The organism is Amycolatopsis sp. NBC_01307 (assembly GCF_035975215.1).
GTDB lineage: Bacteria > Actinomycetota > Actinomycetes > Mycobacteriales > Pseudonocardiaceae > Amycolatopsis.
Genome location: NZ_CP108403.1, coordinates 527036 through 542940, shown reverse-complemented (window position 1 = coordinate 542940; position 15905 = coordinate 527036). Strand labels below are relative to the sequence as shown.

13 protein-coding genes are annotated in these 15905 nt (G+C 71.8%); 8 read left to right on the top strand and 5 right to left on the bottom strand.

Going from position 1 to position 15905, the window contains the following annotated elements:
• Positions 1 to 62: 62 nt before the first annotated feature.
• Positions 63 to 1295 carry a thiolase family protein gene (locus OG439_RS02590; RefSeq protein WP_326947718.1) on the top strand — a complete coding sequence of 411 codons (1233 nt, stop codon included), beginning with the start codon at positions 63 to 65 and terminating at the stop codon, positions 1293 to 1295.
• Positions 1295 to 3406 (top strand): 3-hydroxyacyl-CoA dehydrogenase NAD-binding domain-containing protein, encoded by a 2112-nt coding sequence (locus OG439_RS02585; protein ID WP_326947717.1) that lies wholly within the window; start codon positions 1295 to 1297, stop codon positions 3404 to 3406. The genes OG439_RS02590 and OG439_RS02585 overlap by 1 nt, the downstream gene beginning before the upstream one ends.
• 61 nt (positions 3407 to 3467) lie before the next feature.
• Here the strand turns inward: OG439_RS02585 and OG439_RS02580 are convergent, their stop codons facing one another.
• Both OG439_RS02580 and OG439_RS02575 read right to left on the bottom strand, forming a co-directional pair.
• Positions 3468 to 3986, bottom strand: a complete 519-nt coding sequence (locus OG439_RS02580) for a permease-like cell division protein FtsX (RefSeq protein ID WP_326947716.1) — start codon at positions 3984 to 3986, stop codon at positions 3468 to 3470.
• A gap of 8 nt (positions 3987 to 3994) precedes the next feature.
• Positions 3995 to 4705, bottom strand: a complete 711-nt coding sequence (locus OG439_RS02575; RefSeq protein WP_326947715.1) for a GntR family transcriptional regulator — start codon at positions 4703 to 4705, stop codon at positions 3995 to 3997.
• Positions 4706 to 4789: 84 nt separating this feature from the next.
• Between OG439_RS02575 and OG439_RS02570 the strand changes: the two genes are divergently transcribed.
• A complete protein-coding gene (locus OG439_RS02570) occupies positions 4790 to 5521 on the top strand; it encodes an SDR family oxidoreductase (RefSeq protein ID WP_326947714.1) in 732 nt (243 codons plus the stop codon).
• A gap of 3 nt (positions 5522 to 5524) precedes the next feature.
• Here OG439_RS02570 and OG439_RS02565 read toward each other — a convergent pair whose 3' ends face one another.
• The 3 genes from OG439_RS02565 to OG439_RS02555 all read right to left on the bottom strand — a co-directional run bounded on the left by OG439_RS02565 (position 5525) and on the right by OG439_RS02555 (position 8961).
• Complete coding sequence (locus tag OG439_RS02565) at positions 5525 to 6649, bottom strand: sensor histidine kinase (protein ID WP_326947713.1); 1125 nt, start codon at positions 6647 to 6649, stop codon at positions 5525 to 5527.
• Positions 6646 to 7323, bottom strand: coding sequence for a response regulator transcription factor (locus OG439_RS02560; RefSeq protein WP_247049032.1), 678 nt, complete (start codon positions 7321 to 7323; stop codon positions 6646 to 6648). The genes OG439_RS02565 and OG439_RS02560 overlap by 4 nt, the downstream gene beginning before the upstream one ends.
• A gap of 132 nt (positions 7324 to 7455) precedes the next feature.
• Positions 7456 to 8961 (bottom strand): PucR family transcriptional regulator, encoded by a 1506-nt coding sequence (locus tag OG439_RS02555; RefSeq protein WP_326947712.1) that lies wholly within the window; start codon positions 8959 to 8961, stop codon positions 7456 to 7458.
• A 107-nt stretch (positions 8962 to 9068) separates the two neighbouring features.
• On the opposite strand from OG439_RS02555, the gene OG439_RS02550 reads away from it, so the two are divergent.
• The 5 genes from OG439_RS02550 to OG439_RS02530 are packed head-to-tail and all read left to right on the top strand — an operon-like array spanning position 9069 to position 15903.
• Positions 9069 to 10520, top strand: coding sequence for a sodium:solute symporter (locus tag OG439_RS02550; protein WP_326947711.1), 1452 nt, complete (start codon positions 9069 to 9071; stop codon positions 10518 to 10520).
• Positions 10513 to 11457 carry an agmatinase gene (gene speB / locus OG439_RS02545; RefSeq protein WP_326947710.1) on the top strand — a complete coding sequence of 315 codons (945 nt, stop codon included), beginning with the start codon at positions 10513 to 10515 and terminating at the stop codon, positions 11455 to 11457. Before OG439_RS02550 ends, speB begins: the two co-directional genes overlap by 8 nt.
• A complete protein-coding gene (locus tag OG439_RS02540; protein ID WP_326947709.1) occupies positions 11454 to 13109 on the top strand; it encodes a thiamine pyrophosphate-binding protein in 1656 nt (551 codons plus the stop codon). The genes speB and OG439_RS02540 overlap by 4 nt, the downstream gene beginning before the upstream one ends.
• Positions 13106 to 14458, top strand: coding sequence for an aminobutyraldehyde dehydrogenase (locus tag OG439_RS02535; protein ID WP_326947708.1), 1353 nt, complete (start codon positions 13106 to 13108; stop codon positions 14456 to 14458). Before OG439_RS02540 ends, OG439_RS02535 begins: the two co-directional genes overlap by 4 nt.
• Entirely contained in the window at positions 14455 to 15903 is a 1449-nt protein-coding gene (locus OG439_RS02530; RefSeq protein ID WP_326947707.1) for a purine-cytosine permease family protein, read from the top strand. The genes OG439_RS02535 and OG439_RS02530 overlap by 4 nt, the downstream gene beginning before the upstream one ends.
• The last annotated feature ends 2 nt before the right edge of the window (positions 15904 to 15905 follow it).

The following is a 15905-nucleotide window of genomic DNA, read 5'->3' as shown; positions in this document are numbered from 1 at the left end:
TTACCCACGGGTAACAAGGGCTACCCTGCGGCTAACAACCCTGTCTACTTGATGGAGTATTCGTGGCCGCACCAGCAACGCCGCTTGCGCCGAACGCGCGAGGGGTACGCAACGTCGCCTTCGTCGAGGGGGTACGGACCCCATTCGGCAAGGCCGGCGACAAGGGCATCTACGCCGGGACCCGCGCCGACGACCTGGTCGTCAACGCCATCCGGGAGCTGCTGCGGCGGCACCCGGAGCTGCCGCCCGAGCGCGTCGACGAGGTGGCCATCGCCGCCACCACGCAGATCGGCGACCAGGGCCTGACCATCGGCCGCACCGCCGCGCTGCTCGCCGGGCTGCCGAAGTCGGTGCCCGGCTTCGCCCTCGACCGGATGTGCGCCGGCGCCATGACGGCCGTCACGACCACCGCGTCCGGTATCGGCTTCGGCGCCTACGACATCGCGATCGCCGGCGGCGTCGAGCACATGGGCCGCCACCCGATGGGTGAAGGCGTCGACCCGAACCCGCGGATCATCGCCGACAAGCTGGTCGACCCGACCGCGCTCGTCATGGGCCAGACCGCCGAGAACCTGCACGACCGGTTCCCGGACATCACCAAGCTGCGCACCGACGCGTTCGCCGCGCGCAGCCAGGAGCGCTACGCCGAAGCCGTCAAGACCGGCAAGATCGGCCCCGAACTGGTGCCCGTCGCCACCCGTTCGAAGGAACTCGGCTGGGGCCTGGCCACCGAGGACGAGCCGCCGCGGCCCGGCACCACGCTCGAGACGCTCGCCGGGCTGAAGACGCCGTTCCGCCCGCACGGCCGGATCACCGCCGGCAACGCCGCGGGCCTCAACGACGGCGCGACCGCGGCGCTGCTGGCCGACGAGGACACCGCCCGCGAGCTGGGCCTGCCCGTCGCGATGCGGCTGGTCGGCTACTCCTTCGCCGGCGTCGAGCCCGAGGTCATGGGCATCGGCCCGGTGCCGGCCACCGAGAAGCTGTTCAAGCGCACGGGCCTCTCCATCGACGACATCGGCCTGTTCGAGATCAACGAGGCCTTCGCCGTGCAGGTGCTGGCCTTCCTCGACCACTTCGGCATCGCCGACGACGACCCGCGCGTCAACCAGTGGGGCGGCGCGATCGCCTGCGGCCACCCGCTGGCCTCCTCCGGCGTCCGGCTGATGACGCAGCTCGCGCGCCAGTTCGCCGAGCGGCCCGACGTGCAGTACGGCATCACCACGATGTGCATCGGCATCGGCATGGGCGGCACCGTGATCTGGGAGAACCCGGCGTTCGAGGGGGCGAAGTAATGACGTTCACCGCTGAAGAAGCGAAGGCCGCGTTCCCCGACGAGGTCGTCACGGTCGCGACGACCCGGCTCGTCAAGGTGCCCGGACTCACCAAGCCGGTCGCCCTGATCACGCTCGACAACGGCCACGACCACACCCGGCCGAACACCTTCGGCCCGCAGGGGCTCGTGTCGCTCGACACCGCGCTGGACAAGGCGTTCGAGGCCGAGCCGGCCGCGATCGCCGTCACCGGCAAGCCGTTCATCTTCGCCGTCGGCGCGGACCTCTCGGGTGTCGAGTCCGTCGCGGACCCGAAGCTGGCGCGCGAGATCGCCCAGACCGGGCACGACGTCTTCCGCCGCCTCACCGAGACGAAGATCCCGACGTTCGGGTTCGTCAACGGCGCGGTCATGGGCGGCGGCCTCGAGCTGGCGCTGTCGTGCCACTACCGGACGCTCTCGGAGAACACCGCCGCGATCGCGTTCCCCGAGGTCTTCCTCGGCCTGTTCCCGGGCTGGGGCGGCACGCAGCTGCTGCCGAACCTCATCGGGCCGGACGCCGCCGTCACGGTGATCATCGAGAACGCCCTGGCGCAGAACAAGATGCTCACCGTCAAGAAGACGGCCGAGCTGGGCATCGTCGACGCCGTCTTCGGCTCGGCGGACTACCTCGAGCAGTCGCTGCTGTGGCTGGCTCGCGTGGTCAACGGCGAGATCACCCCGGCGCGGCGCGAGATCGACCGCGGCGCGGAGTGGGACGACGCCATCGCGCGGGCCAAGTCCATTGTGGACGGCCGCACGCACGGCGCGTCGCCGGGCGCGACCAAGGCCGTCGAGCTGCTGGAACTGGCCCGGGAGAACGACCTCGACCGGGGTTACGCGGCCGAGACCGACGGCCTCGCCGAGCTGCTCATGTCCGACGTCCTGCGCGCCGGGCTGTACTCGTTCAACCTGGTCAACAAGCGCGCCAAGCGCCCGGCCGGCGCGCCGGACAAGAACCTGGCGCGCAAGGTGAACAAGGTCGGCATCGTCGGCGCCGGCCTGATGGCCAGCCAGCTCGCGCTGCTGTTCGTGCGCCGTCTCAAGGTGCCGGTCGTGCTGACCGACGTCGACCAGGCGCGCGTCGACAAGGGTGTCGGGTACGTCCACGACGAGATCGACAAGCTCCTGGCCAAGAAGCGCGTCTCCCCGGACGGCGCCAACCGGCTCAAGGCGCTGGTCTCCGGTTCGCTCGACAAGGCCGCGTTCGCCGACGCCGACTTCGTCATCGAGGCCGTGTTCGAGGAGCTGGGCGTCAAGCAGCAGGTGTTCGCCGAGCTGGAGCAGCACGTCTCCGCCGAGGCGATCCTGGCGACCAACACGTCGTCGCTGTCGATCACCGCGATGGCGTCGAAGCTGCAGCACCCCGAGCGCGTGGTCGGCTTCCACTTCTTCAACCCGGTGGCCGTGCTGCCGCTGCTGGAGATCGTCCGCGGCGAGCAGACCGACGACGCGTCGCTCGCGACGGCGTTCTCGGTCGGCAAGCAGCTGAAGAAGTCCAGCGTGCTGGTGAAGGACGCTTCGGCTTTCGTGGTCAACCGGCTCCTGCTGCGCTTCCTCGGCGAGGTGCTGGTGGCGGTCGACGAGGGCACGCCGTTCGAGGTCGCCGACGGCGCGCTCGAGCCGCTCGGCCTGCCGATGTCGCCGCTGACGCTGATGCAGCTCGTCGGCCCGGCCATCGCGCTGCACGTCGGCGAGACGCTGCACGAGGCGTACCCGGACCGGTTCACGGTCAGCGACAACCTCGCCAAGTTCGTCAAGGCGGGCAAGAAGGGCGTCTGGGTCTGGGATGCCCAGGGGAACCAGTCGCCCGACCCCGAGGTCGTCGAGCTGTGGACGCAGGGCGACCAGCCGTCGACGGCGGAGCAGGTGCGTGAGCGCGCCCTTTCCGCCATCGCCGAGGAGATCCGGATCATGCTCGACGAAGGCGTCGTCGCCGAGGCGCAGGACATCGACCTGTGCCTGGTCCTCGGCGCCGGCTGGCCGTTCTGGAACGGCGGCATCACGCCGTACCTGGACCGCTCGGGTGTGTCCGAGCGGGTGAACGGCAAGCCGTTCCTCGCCCCGGGCGTCGCGTCGGTCCCGGCCTCCTGAGGTAAAGCCGTGAAGGCCTCCTTACCGGCTCTTATGGCCGGGAAGGAGGCCTTCACGGCTTTCAGTACTCGCCCTCGCGCGGGCACTTCGGCGGCGGTGCGGTGACCTTCAGCCGCGTCGCCGCCTCGTTCAGGTCGTTGACCTGCACCTGGTCGGCGTTCGGGAAGCGGGCGTGCAGCTCTCGGGCCCAGGCGTCCAGGTCCGTGCCGGGCACCGCGAGCAGCGACACCGACGCGGGCAACGCGTCCGGTGTGGTCAGCTGCAGCAGTTCGGGCTGGTCCTTGAAGACGTCCTTGAACCGGGCGAACGCCTCCGCTTTGGTCTGGACGAACACCCGCCGCGCCTTCGGGTCGTCGCGGAACTTTCCCGCGGCGTCCCGCATCTCGTCGTCGGTCCGGAAGTACACCGCGACCGACGCGCAGAGGTTGTGCCCGGCCAGCGGCCCGGGGTTCGTGTCCACCGGCAGATCGGGCGGCCGCAGCAGCGCCGCGACGAAGAACGCCAGCCCGACCCCGGCGGCCAGGGCCGCGACGACGACCGGCACCAGGATCCGGGGCAACGACCGCGGTTTCGCGTCCACGCCAGGAATCACAGCACACTCCGCGGTTCGGCGCGCCCCTCCTGCTCGGGCCGGGTCTCGAGGATGAGGTCGGTGGTCAGCCGGATGTGGCCGGCCAGGGCGGCCACCGCGCCGTCCGCGTCGCCGGCCAGCGCGTGATCGGTGATGGCGGCGTGCTCGGCCGCCGGGTCGCGCTCGCGGTCCTGCTCGTCGAGGGCTTCGGACCACCGCCGGTAGAGCTTCGCGCTGTCGCGCAGGGCGCGCGCGATGCCGTAGAGGCGTTCGCTGCCGCACCCGGCGAGCAGGACGTCGTGGAACTCCGCGTGCGCGGCTTCCCAGTCCGGCGTCACGCGCCCGGGATCGGCCGGGTCACGGCGGCGCGTGTTCGCCAGGGTGTAGTGCGCCGCGACGACTTTCGAGCGCCAGGCCAGGTCGTTGCGCTCGACGGACCGCCGCAGCGCCAGGCCTTCGATGTCGACCCGGGTCGCGGTCAGGTCCCGCAGGTCCGCCTCGGAGATCGGCGTCACCTGGAACCCGACCTGCGGGCTCGCGCGCACCAGTCCCTGCTCGGCGAGCCGGCTCAGCACCTCGCGGACGAGGCTCACGCTCGCGGTGTACCGCGCGCACAGCGGCCGGAACTTCAGCCGCTCACCGGGCACCAGGACGCCGCCGAGGATGTCGGCGCGCAGCCACTCGTACACGTCATCGGTGCGGGTCTTCGCGGCAGCGGGCGTCGCCATGGCCTCACCCTACACATCTTCGAGTTCATCTCAGATGTTCGAACATCTCTTGACTTATCGAGAATCTGATTCTAGAACTGGGCCATGACTTCTTCCCGCACCGTCGTCATCACCGGTGGTGGCACCGGCATCGGCGCCACCACCGCCGCCCTCTTCGCCGCGGCGGGCGACACCGTCACCATCACCGGTCGCCGCGAGGACGTCCTGGCCGGCACCGCCGCGAAACTCGGCGTGCGCTACCTGGCTTTCGACGCGGCCGACCCGGGCTCGGTCCGGGCCGCGCTCGACCAGTTGCCCGGCTCGGTCGACGTGCTCGTCAACAACGCGGGCGGCAACACCGACCGGCAACGCCCGGCCGTCGAGCCCGGTGACCTCGACGGCGTCGCGGCCGCGTGGCGGGCCAACTTCGACGCCAACGTCCTCACCGCCGTGCTCGTCACGGAAGCCCTGACGCCGCGGCTGGCCGACGGCGCCCGGATCGTCACCGTGGGCTCGATCGCGGCGAAGCAGGGCTCCGGCTCCTACGGCGCGGCCAAGGCCGCCATCGAAGCCTGGAACGTCGACCTCGCCCGGAAACTGGCCGGACGCGGGATCAGCGCGAACGTCGTCGCCCCCGGTGTCACGCTCGACACCGAGTTCTTCCAGGGCACCGTGACCGAGGACTGGGTCCGGGCTCGCGTCTCGGTGGCGTTCGACAAGCGGCCCGGCACGCCCGCCGAGACCGCCGACACGATCTTCTTCTTGGCGGGCAACGGATCCGGTCACCTCACCGGGCAGGTCGTGCACGTCAACGGCGGCGCGTACACCGCCCGCTGACGCTCAGCCGACGGGCAGGTGCACCGTCACGGCCAGTCCACCGCCGACGATCGGCTCCGCCGCCACGCTCCCGCCGTGCGCCGCGACCGCCGCGCGGACGATCGACAACCCCAGTCCCGCACCGAACCGGGCCGTGCGCGCCACGCCCGCGCGGCGGAACGGCTCGAACAGCTCCGGCACCGCCGCCGGGTCCACGAGGCCGCCCGACGAGCGGACCCGCAGCACCGACCACTGCGGGCCCGGCTGGGTCACGACGTCCAGCCAGCCGTGCTCGACGTTGTGGCGCACGGCGTTCTCCAGCAGGTTGCCCGCGATCCGTTCCAGCAGCGCGGGATCGCCGAACGTGGGCGCCGGCGCCATCGTGAACGACGCCCGGATCCCGCGCTGCTCAGCCTCGACGCGGGCCGAGCGCCAGGCGCGGTCGACGACCACCACCAGGTCCACCGGCTCGCGGACGCCGAGGCCCGCGCCATCCGTGCGGGCCAGCAGCAGCAGCGAGTTGACGAGCTGGCCGGCGCGTTCGGTCGCGTCGCGGACCACGCCGCCCATCCGGCGCAGCTCGGCCACGTCGGCTTCCTCGTCGGCGAGCGTGACGTCCAGTTCCGTGCGGATCACCGACAACGGCGTCCGCAGCTCGTGGCTCGCGTTCGCGACGAAGTGGCGTTGCGCGTCGAACGCGGCCTGCAGCCGGTCGAGCATGTCGTCGAACGTGCCGGCCAGCTCGGCCAGCTCGTCACGCGAGCGGACCTCGCCGATCCGCGCCCCGAGCGACTCGACCGACAGCCGCCGCGCCGTGCCGGTGATCTCGCGCAGCGGCAGCAGCACGCGCGAGGTGAACGTCCAGGCGAGGATCGCCGCGGCCGCCACCACCAGCAGGAACGCCAGCGACCCGAACAGCAGCATCCGGTTGCGGGCGTGCACGCGCAGGTGCTCCGCGAGCGTCGAGGCGTCCACCTGGACGCCGTCGACGACCACGGTGCTGCCCGGCGGCATCTGCGGGACCGCGTCGAGCGAGTCCCGCACCAGCGTCCAGGCCAGCCAGAGCAGCAGCAGGCTGACGGCGGCGACCAGCACGGTCGCCAGCAGGGTGATCCGGGCGCGGAGGCTGCGGGTGCCCGGCAGGTTCACGCGCGCGGCGTGCCGGGCTCCGGCACCCGGTACCCGGAGCCGACGACCGTCTCGATGATCCCCGGCTCGCCGAGCTTCTTGCGCAGCGTCATGACGGTGACCCGGACGGTCGTGGTGAACGGGTCGGCGTTCTCGTCCCAGACCCGTTCGAGCAGCTCTTCGCTGCTGACCACCGAACCGGCGGCCGAGAGCAGCACCTCGAGGACGCCGAACTCCTTGCGGGTCAGCTCGACCGGCCCGCTGGCGCGGCGCACGGTGCGCTTCGCCGGGTCCAGCTCGACGTCACCCGCGGTCAGCAACGGCGGCGCGGCCGGCGTGGCGCGGCGGCCCAGCGCCCGCACCCGCGCGACCAGCTCGGGGAAGGCGAACGGTTTCGCGAGGTAGTCGTCGGCACCGAGCGACAGCCCCTCGACCCGGTCCGACACCGAACTGCTCGCGGTCAGCATCAGCACCCGCGTCAGCTCGCCGGACGCGACGATCTCGCGGCACAGCTCGTCACCGGACATCCCGGGCAGATCCCGGTCCAGCAACACGACGTCGTACCGCGTGACGGCGGCCTTCTCATGACCGTCATCACCCGTGAGCGCGACGTCCACCGCCATGCCTTCGCGGCGCAAGCCACGGGCGATCGCGTCGGCCAGGGGTTCTTCGTCCTCGACTACCAAAACTCGCACCGGACCACAATCCCATATTTTCCTGAGAGTGCCCTTTAAGGACTGAGGCTTGTTCTGGTCAGGCCGCCGCGACCCGCCCCGGATGCCGCGGATTACCGCGAAGTCATGCGGCGGCCGACGGCTGAACAAGCCTCACCGTGCGTCGGGTGTGGCCCAGCGCAGGGCGAACCACAGCCGCATCCGGGTCTCCGGGTCCGCCAGGTCCACGTCGAGCGCGCGCTCCACCTGGGCGATCCGGTGCCGGACGCTGTTGCGGTGCACGCCCAGCGCCGTCGCGGTCGCCTCCCAGCCGCCGTGGTGGGCCAGCCACGTGCGCACCGTCGGCACCAGTTCCCGGTCCCCCGCCCGGTCGAGGGCCAGCAGCGGTTCCAAAGCCCGGGCCGCGAACGCCCGGGACGCGTCCGGCGCCACCAACGCGTCGAAGTCGAGCGGGCCGCTGCCGGCGAGCACCGGGCGGCCGAGGGCCACCGCCCGCTCCAGCAGCAGATCCACCTCGGCCACGGCGTCGGCCAGCCGCTCGGCCGGGACCGGCGACCCGGCCGCCGCGAGCCAGCCGTGTGCGCGCAAGTCCTCCAGGTCTCCCGGCGACGGACCGGTGATCGCGACGAACCGCGGGCCGGGCCGGACCTCGAGCAGCGGCGTGTCCAGCCGCGCGCGCAGCCAGTCCGGGCGCAACGCCACCTCGCCGGGCCCGCGGCGGTACGGCGCACCCGCGACCAGCCGGCAGACGTCCGATCCCAGGACGGCCCGCGCGACGCCGTCGGCCGACGCGCGCCCGAGCAGCAGCCCGGTCGCCGCCGCGCCCAGCTCGGCCGCGTCCGAACCAGCGCGCCCGACCAGGCCGAGCAGGGCCGCGCCGACGGCGAGGATCGCGCGGTCGGCGCTGTCGAACCGGCGGGCGCGGCCGGTGACCACCAGGTGCGACGCCGTCGCCTGCGGGTACACCGGCTGGACCACGACGAAAACGCCGCCGGCCAGCTCGGTCGTCGCGCTGCGGATCCCGCTGCCTGCCCGCACGGTGGCGACGAGCTCGCGCACCTCGGGCGGCAACGGCGTCGGCGCGTCGTGGGCCGAGGCCAGCACGTCCCCGGCGCCGACCAGCGCGACCCAGGACCGCAGCCGGTCCGCGAGCGCTTCCGTCAGCTCGCCGAGCCCGCCGCCCGCCGCGCGTGTCAGGGCTTCCCGGGCCGCGGTGATCCGCCGTTGCTCCCGCTGGCCCGCCTCGGTCAGCGCGACCGAGACGGCCCGGTTGATCGCCAGGAACGGCGTCCGCGGCGGCACCACCAGCAGCGGCAGCCCGTGCCGCGCGCAGGCCCGGCGCAGCGGTTCGGGCAGCGTCTCGGAGACGGTCGGGGTGAGCCCGAAGCCGAGCGCCGTCACGCCGGCCTCGCGCAGCCCGCGCACGTACCGGTCGACGTCGTCGGGCAGGTTCACCCCGGCGGTGAGGATCAGCTCCTCGCCGATCAGGTACGGCGCGGGGTCCCGCAGCTCGCTGACGTGCGCCCAGCGCACCGGGGCGTCGAGCGCGCCCGGCCGCAGCGTCTCGGGGACGACGTCGAGCGCGAGCTCCCGGTTGCCGACGACGTCCCGTAACGGGACATTCACTTCGGTGGACCACGGATCCGCGTTCTGGGTCATTACGTCCTCATATTGAGCAAACAGAGGATGGATCGTCCCATGCCAGCGGGGTGGCCCGCGAACCTACGGTGACCCGAACACCACCCGAAGAGGTAAGGAGGACCGCCGTGACCGGGGACTATGTGGTCATCGCGCTCTACATCGCGGGGATGCTCGGGGTCGGCTGGTACGGCCTCCGGCTCGCGAAGACGAAGTCCGACTACCTCGTCGCCGGGCGGCGGCTGGGCTGGTTCATGTACTCCGGCACGATGTCGGCCGTCGTGCTCGGCGGCGCGTCCACCGTCGGCGGCGTGAAGCTCGGTTACACCTACGGCATCTCGGGCGCCTGGCTGGTGCTCTCCATCGGCGTCGGCATCCTGGTGCTGCACGCGGTGTTCGCGCGGCGGCTGGTGCGGCTCAAGGTCTACACCGTCGGCGAGATGCTCGACCTGCGTTACGGCGGCAACACCAGCGCGGTGTCCGGCGTCGTGATGTGGGGCTACACCCTGATGCTCACGGTCACCTCGACGCTGGCCTTCGCCACCATCTTCAAGGTGCTGTTCGACCTGCCGAACTGGGCGGGCATCGCCGTCGGCGGCGCGATCGTGGTGCTCTACTCGGTGCTCGGCGGCATGTGGTCGATCACGCTCACCGACATCGCCCAGTTCGTCATCAAGACCATCGGCATCCTGGCGATCCTGCTGCCGGTCGCGATCAGCTCCGCCGGCGGTTTCAGCGGCATGAGCGAGAAGCTCGACGCGAGCTTCTTCAGCTTCACCTCGATCGGCACGGACACGATCGTCACGTACTTCGTGATCTACACCTTCGGCCTGCTCATCGGCCAGGACATCTGGCAGCGCGTGTTCACCGCCCGCACGCCGGCGATCGCGACGTCCGGCGGGATCACCTCCGGCGTCTACTGCCTGGTCTACGGCGTCGCCGGCGCGCTGATCGGGATGGCCGCCCACGCGCTCTACCCGGACCTCGGCAGCGCGCAGGACGCCTTCGCGACGATCGTCGAACGCCTGCTGCCGACCGGCGTCCGCGGGCTGGTGCTGGCCGCCGCGCTCTCGGCGATGATGTCGACCGCCAGCGGCGCGCTCATCGCCTGCGCCACCACCACGACGTCGGACCTGCTGACCAAGCTGGGCCTGAAGAACAGCGAGACCGGCGAGGTCCGCCGCAACCGGATCACCACGCTCGTGCTCGGCCTGGTCGCGATCGGCATCGCGATGATCGTCGACGACGTCGTCAACGCGCTCACCATCGCCTACGACATCCTCGTCGGCGGCCTGCTGGTGGCGATCGTCGGCGCGCTGTTCTGGAAGCGCGGCACCCGCCAGGGCGCGTACGCCTCGATGATCGCCGGCACGGTGTCCGTCGTGACGTTCATGATCATCGACGGCGTCGAGGCCAACACCCCGATCTACTGGGGCCTGGGCGCGAGCCTGCTGGTCTACCTGGCCGTCAGCTTCGCCACGCCCCGCACGGCCGACTCGATCCTGACCACCTGGACCCGCCGTCTCAACGGCGAAGACACGTCCGTCCCGACCCGCGAACAGGAGCCTGCCAGTGCCTAACGTCGGACCCCTCGACTCGTCGCGGATCCCCCGGTTCGCCGGGTTCGCCACCTTCGCGCGGCTGCCGCGGATCGACCAGGTCCCCCACGCCGACGTCGCCGTCGTCGGGGTGCCCTTCGACTCCGGGGTGTCCTACCGGCCCGGCGCGCGGTTCGGCCCGGCCGCCGTCCGCGAGGCGAGCCGGCTGCTGCGGCCCTACCACCCGGAGCTGGACGTCTCGCCGTTCGCCGAGATGCAGGTGGTGGACGCGGGTGACATCGCCGTCAACCCGTTCAACATCGGCGAGGCGATCGAGGTCCTGCAGCAGGAAGCCGAGGCGCTGCAGGCGAACGGGACGCGGCTGGTGACCGTCGGCGGCGACCACACGATCGCGCTGCCGCTGCTGCGCGCGGCGGCCAAGCGCCACGGACCGGTGGCGCTGCTGCACTTCGACGCGCACCTCGACACCTGGGACACCTACTTCGGCGAGCCCTACACCCACGGCACCCCGTTCCGGCGGGCGTCGGAGGAGGGCATCCTCGACACGAGCGCGCTGTCGCACGTCGGCACGCGCGGGCCGTTGTACGGCAAGCGGGACCTCGAAGAGGACCGCCGCCTCGGCTTCGGCATCGTCACCTCCGGCGACGTCATGCGCCGGGGTGTCGACGAGACCGTGGACGCGCTGCGGCAGCGGATCGGCGACCGGCCGCTGTACGTCTCCGTCGACATCGACGTCCTCGACCCGGCCCACGCCCCCGGCACGGGCACCCCCGAAGCCGGTGGGATGACCAGCCGCGAGCTGCTGGAGATCCTGCGCGGGCTGCGCGACCTCAACCTGATCGGAGCCGACGTCGTCGAACTGGCCCCCGCTTACGATCACGCCGAGATCACCGCCATCGCGGCCTCCCACGTCGCCTACGACCTGGTGAGCCTGCTGACCTTGGGGAAGAGCGCATGACGGACACCGAACGCATCGGCGGCGACGTCGTCGTCGAAACGCTGCGCGCCCTGGGCGCCGACACGGTCTTCGGCCTGCCGGGCCAGCACGCCCTGGGCCTGTTCGAAGCCCTGCGGCGGGCCGACGACCTGCGCGTGATCAGCGGGCGCGTCGAGAACAACCTCGCCTTCGCCGCCGACGGGCACGCCCGCGCGCGGCTCGCGGCGAACCCGGACGGCCCGGTCCCGGTGACGCCGCTCGTCGTCTCCACCGGCCCGGGCGCGCTGCTGACGCTGGCTTCCCTGCAGGAGTCCCGCGCGGCGTCGGTGCCGGTGCTCGGGATCTCCAGCCAGATCCCGGTGGCCGGCCTCGGCGGTGGCCGGCACGGGTACCTGCACGAGCTGCCGGACCAGCAGGCGAGCTTCGCGGGCGTCGTGAAGTCGGTGCACGTCGTGCGCCGCGCGAGCCAGATCCCTTCGGCCTTGCGCGAAGCCTGGACGTCGGCCTCGACCGCGCCCTACGGTCCGGTCTGGGTCGAGATCCCCCAGGATGTGCTGCTCGGCCCGGCCGGAGTCCCGCCGATCACGTCGGTAGCCGCCGCGCCCGCTCCCCTGGCGCCGCTGCCCGAGCTGGTCACCGCGGCGGCGGATCTGCTGGCCGCGGCGTCGAACCCGGTCATCCTGGCCGGGGGTGGCGCGCTGCGGTCCGGCGCCCACGCCGAGCTGGGGGCGCTCGCCGAAGCTCTGCGCGCGCCCGTGCTGTCGACCTTCGGCGGCAAGGGCGTCTTCGGCTGGGACCACGAGCTGTCCGGGCAGTCGTGGCTGGAGGACTGGCACAGCACGGAGTTCCTCGCCGACGCCGACGTGCTGCTCGTGCTGGGCTCCGGGCTCGGCGAACTGTCCAGCAACTACCGCGAGTTCGCGCCGCGTGGGCGCGTGATCCAGGTCGAGGCCGACCTGGGCAAGCTGGAGTCCAACTACCCGGGCCTGGGCATCCACGCCGACGTCCGGCTCACGCTGCAGGCGCTGCTGGAGTGGGTGCCGATGCGGCGTTCGGACGGCCGCGCGGAAGCGGCGGTCGCTTCCTTGCTGTCACGGGTGCAGTCGCGTTTGGACGGTCAGGATCTGGCCGTCGAACGCAAGCTCGTCGACGACGTCCGCGCGGCCGTCCCCGACGGCACGCAGACGTACTGGGACATGACGATCGCCGCGTACTGGGCCTGGTCGGTGTGGAACCCCGAGGGTGCGCCGATCCACACGGCGCAGGGCGCGGGCGGCCTCGGCTACGGCCTGCCCGGCGCGCTCGGCGGCGCGGCCGCGACCGGCGGACCCACGCTGGCCGTGTCCGGCGACGGCGGCGCGATGTACAGCGTCGCGGAGCTGGCCACCGCCGTCCAGCACGGCCTGGACGTCACGTGGCTGATCGTCGACGACGGCGGGTACGGCATCCTCCGCGAGTACCTCACCGGCGCCTTCGGGCAGTCGACGGCCACCGAGCTGGCCCGGCCCGACTTCGTGGCGCTGGCGCAGTCTTTCGGCGTCGCCGCTCAGTTGTCCACTTTGGACAGCGTCGGCGCCGATCTCGCCGAGGCGTTGCGCACGCCGGGGCCGTCCGTCGTGGTCCTGCCCGCCCTGCTGAAGATGTTCGAGCCGACCCACCCGGAGCAGTCATGACGCTCGACCTGACCGACCCGGCGACCGGCGAAGTGTTCGGCACCAGCCCGATCGCCACGCAGTCCGATGTGGACAACGCTCTCGAATCGGCCGCGCGGGCGTTCAAGGTGTGGCGGCGCAGCACCCCGGCGCAGCGGCAGCTCGCCCTCCTGAAGATCGCGGACGCGCTGGAAGCGCGTGCGGCGGAGTTCGCCGACCTGGAAGTGCGCGAGACGGGCAAGATCCGGTCCGTCGTGCTGGAGGAGGAGATCCCGGAGTGCGTCAGCGCCCTGCGGTTCTTCGCGGGCGCCGCGCGGCAGCTGGAAGGCACCGCGGCCGGGGAGTACACGGCCGGCCACACGTCGGTGATCCGCCGCGAGCCGGTCGGGGTCTGCGCGCAGATCGCGCCGTGGAACTACCCGCTGATGATGGCGATCTGGAAGATCGCCCCGGCGCTGGCCGCCGGGAACACTGTGGTGCTCAAGCCCGCCGAGACGACCCCGTCGACGGCCGTGCTGCTGGCCGAGGTCGCCGCCGAGTTCCTGCCTTCGGGTGCGTTCACGGTCCTGACCGGCGACCGCGACACCGGCCGCGCCCTGGTCAAGCACCCGATCACGGCTCTGGTCTCGATCACCGGGTCGACGCGGGCGGGCATCGACGTCGCCACCGTGGCGGCCGCCGACCTCAAGCGCACCCACCTGGAGCTGGGCGGCAACGCACCGCTGCTGGTCTTCCCCGACGTCGACCTCGCCTCGACGGCCGAAGGCATCGTGGGCGCCGCGTTCTACAACGCCGGGCAGGACTGCACCGCGGGCAGCCGGGTGCTGGTGCACGCCTCGATCCACGACGACTTCGTCGCGGAGCTGACCAAAGCCGCCGCCGCGCAGACACCGGGCGTCGACTTCGGCCCGCTCAACAGCCGCGCGCAGTTCGACCGCGTCCAGGGTCTGCTCGAACGGCTACCGTCGCACGCCCGCGTCGAGACCGGCGGGGTTCAGCACGGCGACCGCGGGTTCTACTTCTCCCCCACGGTGGTTTCCGGGCTGCGTCAGGACGACGAGATCGTCCAGGAGGAGATCTTCGGACCGGTCGTCACCGTTCAGTCCTTTTCGGACGAAGACGAGGGTGTCGCGCTGGCCAACGGCGTGCCGTACGGGCTGGCGTCGTCGGTCTGGACGCGCGACCTCGCGATCGCCGCGCGCGTCTCGGCCGAGCTGGACTTCGGCTGCGTGTGGGTCAACACGCACGGCCCGCTGGTCGCCGAGATGCCGCACGGCGGCTTCGGCCACTCGGGGCACGGCAAGGACCTGTCGGCGTACGCCTTCGCCGAGTACACCCGCGTCAAGCACGTGATGACGCGGTTCGCGTGAGCGGCGGGATCACCGAGGTCGAGCAGCACGGGATCGCGCCGATCCCGCCGGAGGAACAGACTTCGCGCCCGCGTGACCTGTTCCGGATGGCGTTCGGCGGCGCGAACACGTTCGCCACGATCATCCTCGGCACGCTGCCGATCGCGTACGGCCTGAGCTTCCGGGCCGCGCTGGCGGCGACGGCGATCGGCGTGGTGCTCGGCGGGCTCGTGCTGGCCCCGATGGCGTTGTTCGGCCCGCGCACCCGCACGAACAACGCGGTGTCGTCCGGCGCGCACTTCGGCGTCGTCGGCCGGTGCGTCGGCTCGTTCCTGTCGCTGCTGACGGCGATCACGTTCTTCGCGATCTCGGTCTGGGTCAGCGGCGACGCCGTCGCCGGGGCGGCGCAACGGCTCTTCGGCTTCGACGGCGGCGCCGTGCTGCGGGCCGTCGCGTACGGCGTCATCGCGATCGCGACGCTCGTCGTCTGCATCTACGGCTACCGGTTCATGCTGCTGGTCAACCGGGTCGCGGTGGTCCTGGGCACGGTGATCATGCTGCTGGGCGTCCTCGCCTACGGCGGCACGTTCGACCCGGGCTTCAGCGGCACGGGCACGTACGCGCTGGGCACGTTCGGGCCGACGTTCATCCTTGCGGTGGTCACGGCGTTGGCCAACCCGATCTCGTTCGGTGCGTTCCTCGGCGACTGGTCCCGCTACATCCCTTCCAAGTACAGCAAACGCTCCCTGCTGGCGGCACCGTTCCTCGCGCAGGTGGCGACGCTGCTGCCGTTCGGCTTCGGCATCGCGACGGCCACGCTGGTCGCCGACCCGGCCGACTATATCACCGGCCTGACGGCGATTTCCCCGCTCTGGTACGCGATCCCGCTCATCGTGGTGGCGCTGATCGGCGGCCTGTCGACGGGCACGACGTCGCTCTACGGCACGGGGCTGGACTTCAGCTCGATCTTCCCGCGGCTGTCACGGGTCCAGGCGACACTGCTGATCGGCACGCTGAGCGTGGTGTTCATCTTCGTCGGCAACTTCGCGCTCGACATGGTGTCCAGCATCAACGCGTTCGCCACGCTGATCGTGCTGTGCACCTCGCCGTGGATGGTGATCATGATGATCGGCTTCGTCCAACGACGCGGCTTCTACGACGTCGCCGACCTGCAGGTCTTCAACGAGGGCCGCCGCGGCGGACGCTACTGGTTCACCCGCGGGGTGAACTGGCGCGCAATGGCGGCCTGGATCCCGGCAACGGCGCTGGGCCTGCTGTGCGCGAACACCCCGATGATCGCCGGCCCGCTACGCAACATCGCGGGCGGCGTCGACATCAGCCTGCTGGTAACCCTGGGCACCGCGGCAATCGCGTACCCGGCGCTGGTGAAGCTCTTCCCGGAACCGGCGGAGGTCTTCGGCCGGGCAACCGCGCCAATGCACGACGCGGTAGCCGCCGAAGCCTGACC

What these genes read in the sequence shown, in the direction of transcription:
- OG439_RS02570 (WP_326947714.1), top strand. Translation starts at nt 4,790, where the DNA reads ATGACTTCTTCCCGCACCGTCGTCATCACCGGTGGTGGCACCGGCATC.
- OG439_RS02540 (WP_326947709.1), top strand. Translation starts at nt 11,454, where the DNA reads ATGACGGACACCGAACGCATCGGCGGCGACGTCGTCGTCGAAACGCTG.
- OG439_RS02575 (WP_326947715.1), bottom strand. Translation starts at nt 4,705, where the DNA reads ATGGCGACGCCCGCTGCCGCGAAGACCCGCACCGATGACGTGTACGAG.
- OG439_RS02585 (WP_326947717.1), top strand. Translation starts at nt 1,295, where the DNA reads ATGACGTTCACCGCTGAAGAAGCGAAGGCCGCGTTCCCCGACGAGGTC.
- OG439_RS02555 (WP_326947712.1), bottom strand. Translation starts at nt 8,961, where the DNA reads ATGACCCAGAACGCGGATCCGTGGTCCACCGAAGTGAATGTCCCGTTA.
- OG439_RS02535 (WP_326947708.1), top strand. Translation starts at nt 13,106, where the DNA reads ATGACGCTCGACCTGACCGACCCGGCGACCGGCGAAGTGTTCGGCACC.